This window comes from Paenibacillus fonticola DSM 21315 (assembly GCF_000381905.1).
Classification (GTDB): domain Bacteria; phylum Bacillota; class Bacilli; order Paenibacillales; family Paenibacillaceae; genus Fontibacillus; species Fontibacillus fonticola.
The window spans coordinates 199,250-206,916 of sequence record NZ_KB907254.1 but is presented as its reverse complement, the minus strand read 5'-3'; the positions used below and the strand labels follow the sequence as shown (position 1 = coordinate 206,916).

Annotated in this window: 7 protein-coding genes; 2 read left to right on the top strand and 5 right to left on the bottom strand. The window is 47.1% G+C overall.

Annotation, left to right across the window (positions count from 1 at the left end):
- Positions 1-567 precede the first annotated feature (567 nt).
- The 4 genes from G358_RS0112260 to G358_RS0112245 form a co-directional block, all read right to left on the bottom strand.
- Positions 568-2,511, bottom strand: coding sequence for an ABC transporter permease (locus tag G358_RS0112260; RefSeq protein ID WP_019637523.1), 1,944 nt, complete (start codon positions 2,509-2,511; stop codon positions 568-570).
- Positions 2,501-3,262, bottom strand: a complete 762-nt coding sequence (locus G358_RS0112255) for an ABC transporter ATP-binding protein (RefSeq protein WP_019637522.1) — start codon at positions 3,260-3,262, stop codon at positions 2,501-2,503. The genes G358_RS0112260 and G358_RS0112255 overlap by 11 nt, the downstream gene beginning before the upstream one ends.
- 114 nt (positions 3,263-3,376) lie before the next feature.
- Positions 3,377-4,381 (bottom strand): sensor histidine kinase, encoded by a 1,005-nt coding sequence (locus G358_RS0112250; protein ID WP_019637521.1) that lies wholly within the window; start codon positions 4,379-4,381, stop codon positions 3,377-3,379.
- Positions 4,374-5,108: a response regulator transcription factor gene (locus G358_RS0112245; RefSeq protein WP_019637520.1), complete on the bottom strand. Its 735-nt coding sequence runs from the start codon at positions 5,106-5,108 to the stop codon at positions 4,374-4,376. Before G358_RS0112245 ends, G358_RS0112250 begins: the two co-directional genes overlap by 8 nt.
- 209 nt (positions 5,109-5,317) lie before the next feature.
- On the opposite strand from G358_RS0112245, the gene G358_RS0112240 reads away from it, so the two are divergent.
- Positions 5,318-5,989: a hypothetical protein gene (locus G358_RS0112240; protein ID WP_019637519.1), complete on the top strand. Its 672-nt coding sequence runs from the start codon at positions 5,318-5,320 to the stop codon at positions 5,987-5,989.
- Between the two features lie 91 nt (positions 5,990-6,080).
- The gene (locus G358_RS0112235) at positions 6,081-6,833 is read left to right on the top strand and encodes a hypothetical protein (RefSeq protein WP_019637518.1); all 753 of its coding nucleotides are present in this window, start codon (positions 6,081-6,083) and stop codon (positions 6,831-6,833) included.
- On the opposite strand, the gene G358_RS0112230 is transcribed toward G358_RS0112235, so the two are convergent.
- A complete protein-coding gene (locus G358_RS0112230) occupies positions 6,830-7,594 on the bottom strand; it encodes a hypothetical protein (protein WP_019637517.1) in 765 nt (254 codons plus the stop codon). The genes G358_RS0112235 and G358_RS0112230 overlap by 4 nt on opposite strands.
- Between the last annotated feature and the right edge of the window lie 73 nt (positions 7,595-7,667).

Below are 7,667 nucleotides of genomic sequence, written 5' to 3'. Positions count from 1 at the left end.
CGCATTTTTGCTCTCGCGCCACGTGCTCAGGCAGAAAAAATAGAGGGTTTGACAAAAACGTTCATAGCAACGAATCTCATCCACGCTATTTGCACATATTTGCGATGTTTTTAAATCTAACGAATCTCAGACACTCTATTTTGCCGTTTATCCTCTGTTTGGAGCAGTAAAGACTGAAATAACGTTACCCAGCTTCGTTACATTTTGAGGAGGGTTATTTTTACACAGATAGCGATCATCAGCTTCGTTATAAAAAATTCGTTCACGTTCTGAGTCACATTTTCGATCAAGAAAGAAATAAACCAGTGTAACTGGTAAGTGAAAGTGACAAATAACACTGAGCCTGAACAGATTTGTGATCAGGCTAGCGTCTTTAGACGCAGTTTGGCAACAGGGTGTTATACCCCAACAGCAAACCACCCGCCCAACGGGTGGTCATGATTCTACCAGGTCATGGTATGGGATGCAAAGTTTACGGCCGCCTCCTTTGAAGTCATGTTACTGCCTCATCAATAAATTCAAGGGAACATGACTCCAACAGCGGTTGAAACCCCATACCCTGCCCCCTTATAATGCCTCCCGAATCACACGTTTGTAATACAGCACTGAGAGAAACGCGAAGATCGAGTAGAGCGCTGTATATAACAGCATAACCAGGATCATGGGCGTCCATAGCTCGGTGCCGAACAGGAACCAGCCGGACTTTACGGCAAAATAACTATGAGATAGCCCCGCAATGAGCGGGATGCCGAAATTGAACAATTGCTTCGCTTGAATTCCTCTTAACAAATCGCCTTGGGTGAAGCCGAGCTTCCGGAGTATCGTATAATTTGGCTTCTCCTCCTCGCTTTCATCCATCTGCTTGAAATACAGAATGCAGCCGGAGGTTATCAGGAAGGTGAGTCCCAGGAAGCCGACCACGAACATGATTACTCCCATCGTTTTCTGATGGCTGTGTATGGTGGCCAGCTGTGAGTCATTGGTGCGACTGTTGGCTAACCCAAGTTCGTCAAAAACAACGTTAGCCTCTTTCAGTTTATCTGCATCGGTAATATCGATCCCGATATAGGTGGGGTAGTTCCCTTGAATTTCCGGGTCGATATCCTGTCTTAAACGTTCGAACACCGCCTGGTCTACAATAGCAATTGGAAGGCCGCGGGTGAAATAACTTGATACAAGGAACTCATCCCCCAAGCCCTGAATTTGCTGTGGAACGCTCTCATGTTGACCAATCAGATGGATCTCTCCGCTATGTTGAATCGTGAAAAAGTTCTGCATCAGATCGTTATACCCCGTCAGGAGAGTCTCCTCCTCCGATAAATCAAGCTGATCGACCGCTGTTTCGCTAATGACACTCAGAATAATGGTATTGACTCCGGGATCGTTATTGTTAAGGTGAGTATCCATCACCTGGGCGAAATCCCCTTTGACTTGAAGTACATCAATGGATGTCTCCTGAAACGGAATACCATCAGAGGTCAAAGCCTCTTTGAACTTATCGGCATCAGCTTGAACGATAAATGCGAAGTCATTAGGCACATTGTCCTTCCCCGACTGCTCGGCGGAATAATAGGAAATGTAGCTGAGCGACAACAGGCCGATGGCTAGTGCGGATACCGTCGTAATGATGGTAAGCAGCAGCGCGTTGGACTTCATACGGAACATGATGGAGGAGAGCGACAGAACTTCGTTAATGTTCAAATAGCCCCCTTTTTGCCTGCGAATCAGGTAGAAGATGAACCGTACCGATCCCTTATAGAACAGGTACGTACCCAAAATGACCGAGCCGAGGATGCCCACCATCGCCAGGAAAAGCTCGCTCATATTAACGAAATCCCCGCTGAACAGCCTCGTTGAAATGTAATAACCGAGCGCGATCAACGCTAAGCCGAAGATGCCTAGAATCATCTCCCACACGGACACCTTCTTCACCTTCTCCTCGGTCGAGGATAGCGCTCTAAAAAGCGAGAGGATGCTTTGCCGCATTATGAACGTATAGTTCATCAGCATGATCAGCAGGTAAATCGCCAAGAATACGATGACGGTTTGAATGAAGGCTTGAACAGAGAACCTTAACGCCGCCCCGGAGTCTACCCCTGTGATTTTAAAAAGGATCATGAGAATCAGCTTAGAAAAAGAAAAACCGACGAACATGCCAATCAACAGCGAACCGAAATACAGTATGAAGTTCTCTGTCGTCAGAATACGGAATATTCGGCTCTTGGTCAGCCCGATCAATTGAAATAAGCCGATTTCTTTGCTGCGCCGTTTGATGAATAGATTATTGGCGTACAGCAGGAAGATCGACACAATGACAATTAACAGAATTGATCCAGCGCCAACTGCAGCCCCACCCTTGATGCTTCCCTTGACTTCGTCCATGGCTGGGTCGTACTGCAGCGTAACAAAAGCGAAATACAGCGCAACGCTGAAGATCAGGGCGAAGACGTACAGGTAGTAGTTTTTGGCGTTCTTCTTAAGGTTGCGGAGAATGATGTAATTAATGCTCAACCTGCACCCCTCCTAGTACCCCTTGCGTCTTCATAATGTCCTTGAAGAAAATCTGTCTCGTCACTTCCCCTTTATTTAACTGCGTATAAACCTGTCCATCCTTGATAAAAATCACCCGGCTGCAGTAGCTCGCAGCAACGGGATCATGTGTCACCATGACAATCGTTGCTTGCCGTTTCTCGTTCAGCTCGCTCAGCTTGTTCAGCAAATCGGAAGCGGACTTGGAATCCAGCGCCCCCGTTGGCTCATCCGCAAAAATAATGCTCGGCTCGTGAATGAACGCCCGCGCTGCCGAGGTGCGCTGCTTCTGTCCGCCGGAAATTTCGTTCGGATATTTATCCTTCAGCTCATAAATGCCCAGCTCAGTTGCGACGGCTTGGAATTTCCGGTCTGCCTCTTTCTTGGAGAAATTGGAAATGGACAACGGCAGCAGGATGTTCTCCTTCACCGTGAGCGAGTCCAGCAAGTTATATTCCTGAAAAATAAACCCCAAATGCCGCTTGCGAAACTCCGCCAGCTCTTTCTCCTTCATGCCCGTCATTTCCTGGCCTTCAATGAGTACGATGCCGCCGCTCACCTGATCGATCGAAGAGAGGACGTTTAGCAGCGTTGTTTTCCCGGAGCCCGACGCTCCCATAATGCTCACGAATTCCCCATGCTCGATCGTCAGATCGATCCCTTTTAGTACTTCTTGTTTATTAAATTTATTGCCGTAGCTTTTATGGATTTTCGTAGCTTCCAATATCGCCATTTCTCCACACTCCTATTATTCGGTAGCTCCATTATAAAAGAGGCCGCCAGCCTCGTTCCTTCGTTTCGCCGAACAAATGAACAAGGCATGTGACAATGCTGTCACATGCCTGTGCTACTCGCCTTGAATTTGCACGAACGCATTCCGCTGCGGGAAGGTAAGCCTCATCGTCGTACCGACTCCCGGCCTGGACTCAGCCTCGATGCGAATATGGAGCGCTTGGGCAGCCTTATTGGCTAAGTATAGTCCCATCCCCGTCGCTTTATCCTCATGATGCTTGGTCGTGGAAGTGAAGCCCTTATCGAAAATGCGGGAGAGATCGCGCGGATCAATCCCGCGCCCGTGATCCTGCACTTCCAGCAAAGTAAGGTTGCCACGGGTGCGGCTTGTTACGGAAATGTCTCCGTCTTCGCTGTACTTCACGGCATTGGTCAGCAGCTGGCGGACAATGAAGGCGAGCCATTTGGCATCGCTGAGTATCCGAGTCACCTCTAAATCCACGTCAAAGCCGATGCCCTTCTGCATGCACCACGACCGCAGTGTGCGAATTTCTGCGAAGAGCAGAGCTTTCAAGTCGATTTCCTCGACATACAGATCATTTTCCATGGACGGCATCCGCTTCTGGTGCAGCTGCTGATCGAGCAGCAGATGAATGCGCAGCCATTCGTAGGTCAGCTGCGTTTTCAGGGGCTCTTCCTCCAGCCGCTCCAGCATGAGGTGCATGGCGCTCAGCGGCGTCTTCACCTCATGAATCCAAGACAAGAGGTAATCTTTCTCCTCTTCCAGAGCCGTGCGGTTAAACGCTGCCTCCTGCCTGAGCCGCTCCGTCTGCTGCAGGAGCAGGGTGCGGGTGGCCGTCTCAAAAGGGCGGCGCCCTTCCGCTAAACCGGTGACGTCGAGATGCGGCTCCCATTGCTCCAGATTTTTATAGAAGCGGGTCTCTTGCTGATAACGGACGACCAGGAAAATAACGAAGATCATTGTCGATAGAAATACGATGTAGAGCAGTGAATCCAGCGGGATCTCCGCATCCAGGTAGGCCACAGACAAGGTAAGCAGCTGCAGGACGATGACGAGCACAATCCAGCTGCGGCGTTCGATCAGAAATTTTCTAATCACGGCCTTCACCTTCCTGGGTAGCTCTGTAGTCTTGCCCGGTCGTCGTCTCCCCTTGGATTGCGATGTAGCCTTGCCCGACCTTCGTTTCGATCATACGGCCTAAATCAAGCTCGTCCAGCTTCTTGCGCAGCCGATTCACGTTAACCGTCAGCGTATTGTCGCTGATGAAGCGCTCGTCGTCCCAGAGGCTCTTGATCAGCTCCTCCCGGGTGACGATCTTGTTTTTCTGCTCGATGAGCAGCTTTAAGATGTAAATTTCATTTTTGGTCAGCTCGACGGTACCTGTGGCATTGGTCACTGTGTTCTGCTCATAATCGACCGTCGCTCCGCACCAGGTACGCAGCGAGCCCGCCTCGGTATTGTAATCGTAGACGCGGCGCAGCGTGGCCTGGATCTTCGCCACAAGCACCTCGAAATGAAAAGGCTTCTGTATGAAATCATCCGCCCCCAGCTGCATGGACATGACCATATCCGTCGGGTGGTCACGCGACGACAGGAAGATGATCGGCACATGGGAATGGGCGCGAATCATCCGGCACCAATGGAAGCCGTCGAACTTCGGCAGCTGGATATCAATAATGACGAGATCGGGCTTAACGGCAGCGAACTCCTGCATTACGCTGCTGAAATCCTCGATTCCATATACGTCATAGCTCCATTGCTGCAGCCGTTCCCGGATTTCGCCGAACAGGCTGGCATCGTCTTCGATCAGCATAATTTTAAACATGGCGTCACCACACTTTTTTTCATCATGCTTCCATCTTATAACATAAAAAAAATATTTTGAAATGATGTATTTTTATATTGCGTATCGTAACGCTATATACTATAATATGGATAACAGCTTCGAGGGACTCTATTGTGGAGGGATACTGCAATAGGTTGCTCGTTATCCCAAGCCGTGCTTAATCATTATATAAAGAGAGGAAGATAAACATGGCAGTTAAAATTGAAATTTGTCCACCGTGTAACGCTGAGGGGCGCGACTTGCATGATATTCGTAATAGTGCAATCCAAAAATGGCGCGCTCATGCAAATACCTATGGAAAGAAATTCGGTGTCAACCCGGGATTTTTGCTCTCCGTGATCAGTATTGAGACGGGAGGAAGTGTAACCGCTGGTTCAAGTTATTACGGCCTGTATCAAATCGGGAAAGACATGTTGGACACCTATAATAAAGCCAAAAAAACGAGCTATACGTTAGATGACTTTCGAGGCAAAGGCAAGCTGGTCACTACAGAAGACGGCGCAGGGAAGCTCGCCATTCAGGTATTTGCGGAGTTTATTTCCAACTTGCTTTATATGCTGGATGGGACGAGTGATATATACGGTGACGAGCGACTAATCAAAGATTCTGCGACGAACTGGAATGGAAGTCTCAAATGCGGGACAGACGAAGCTGTTTACTTCTATCCGTTTACTGCTGAAAATGGTGGAACCGCTACAAAACGCGCTACCCGGACCTCGTTCACCTGTTATGGGCAAAATGCCTATAATTTGATGAATCATGCGAAGTCTTGGTGTGGAACTTCCCCATGGTACAGCAGTGATTTGCCATCGGTCACCTTCAGTACCACTTATCGCAAACTGATGGGTAGAGAGGCTTGATCATGTATCATCCAAGCACAGAGTAAATTCTACTCTGTGCTTCTTTCTATGTAATTGCAGATATAATATAATTGGAAATAGATACTTAAAAATGAAGGTGATGGATATTAAAGCTACATGGAAATTAAGCTTGGCTCTTTGGTTTGTTATGCTTGCTGTGGCTTGCAGCTCTCCTAAAGAAGCAGGGGGCAGCCAATCGCTGCAAGCGTATCGGGATTGGGAACAGCAAGTTCAATCCTTATTGAAGGAGACACCATATATTTTGCCTGCATACACTCCTGAATTGGGGCCGATTACAATGGTCTTTAATAAAGAAGCAGCCCCCTCAGAAGATGTGAGGTTTGAGCTGCATCGATCAGATGAATATGGAATTTCGAATAAGCTTACGGGTGTCGGGACGGCTCATGACTTTTATTTCATGTACTCCTGCAGTAAGGATCAAGAGCCAGAATGGAGCGATTCCGAAATTGCAGCACGGCTGATGAATGGCAATGACAGGATCAAGCCGGATCGTAAGGTCATTAATGAATATACTACGATGATAAATCAAGATATCGTCGAGTTTCGAGAAGGCGATTTAAAAGTTTATCAAGCGTTGAGCGTGGAAGGACAAATGCCCAAGGACGATTTTTTTAAAGGTATCATTGCTTTTTTAAAAAAGAAAGGGATAGCCGCTGCTCAAGTTACTGTAACCCAGTTAGAGCGAGAAACTGTGTTGGAGTTTCAAATTCCACAAATTCCTCATACGGATACGTCTATTCATGTTTCGTTTGCCGTCCAGTCGTTGGATGAATTGGAACGGTATTTAGGCGATTTGAATAAATTCAGCCAGTCTGTTTCTTAAATTTCAACAGGTTCAAATTCAATTTGATCCACAATGAACTGATTTCCAGCACGATCGAATTTATAGGTGACATTGAAATCACTCACATAATGGGGGGATACTCCAACAGATCCAGGGAGGTTTAATTTTATTTTTTGATTCTCCAATGAATAAACAACTACACCGCCGAAATAAAGGCGATCTTGATGGTAATCTGGCGCGGGATCAAACCCATAATTAAAGTTATATTCTTTTCCTTGCGTTTTAACTGAAATCGCTAACGTATCATCACCATTTTTAGCGACATTTGATTCAATCTGTTCGGCAACAATATCCTCATAACTTTGTATGCTAATCTCGGATAAATCCTCGGCATTGATTACATGAATATCATACATATCTAAGCCTGTCCCTCGGCCAGTCTGGATAATAATTACGGCTTCTTCCTGACCATCCCCGGTAAGGTCAGTATAGAATACCTGGGGTTGAGTTCCCATATCCGGGATTTCCCAATCAAAGTCTTTTTGCTGCCCATTTACAGCGAGCGTTGCCCCTTCAATTCCATTTTTCGACTCTTTAATGGCATAGAGTTCTACCTTATTATCCTCGGAAGCCCCAATCCGCTTGGCATCAGTCTCCTGTGCCGGCTGGTTTGCTACCAGTTTATTGGGAGACTCGTCTGATCTTAGCGCAACCGATGCTGGCTGATCTGAAGTGCATCCCGAAAGCAATACGACACTCAACAAACTCAACAACATCAATGCACTTATTTTTTTCTTCAATTTAAGCTGCCCCCTTCACATCTTATCTGCCAGAAATTATATCAAATTCAATAAGAAGACAAATTACATGAAA

What these genes read in the sequence shown, in the direction of transcription:
- G358_RS0112235 (WP_019637518.1), top strand. Translation starts at nt 6,081, where the DNA reads ATGAAGGTGATGGATATTAAAGCTACATGGAAATTAAGCTTGGCTCTT.
- G358_RS0112240 (WP_019637519.1), top strand. Translation starts at nt 5,318, where the DNA reads ATGGCAGTTAAAATTGAAATTTGTCCACCGTGTAACGCTGAGGGGCGC.
- G358_RS0112255 (WP_019637522.1), bottom strand. Translation starts at nt 3,262, where the DNA reads ATGGCGATATTGGAAGCTACGAAAATCCATAAAAGCTACGGCAATAAA.
- G358_RS0112245 (WP_019637520.1), bottom strand. Translation starts at nt 5,108, where the DNA reads ATGTTTAAAATTATGCTGATCGAAGACGATGCCAGCCTGTTCGGCGAA.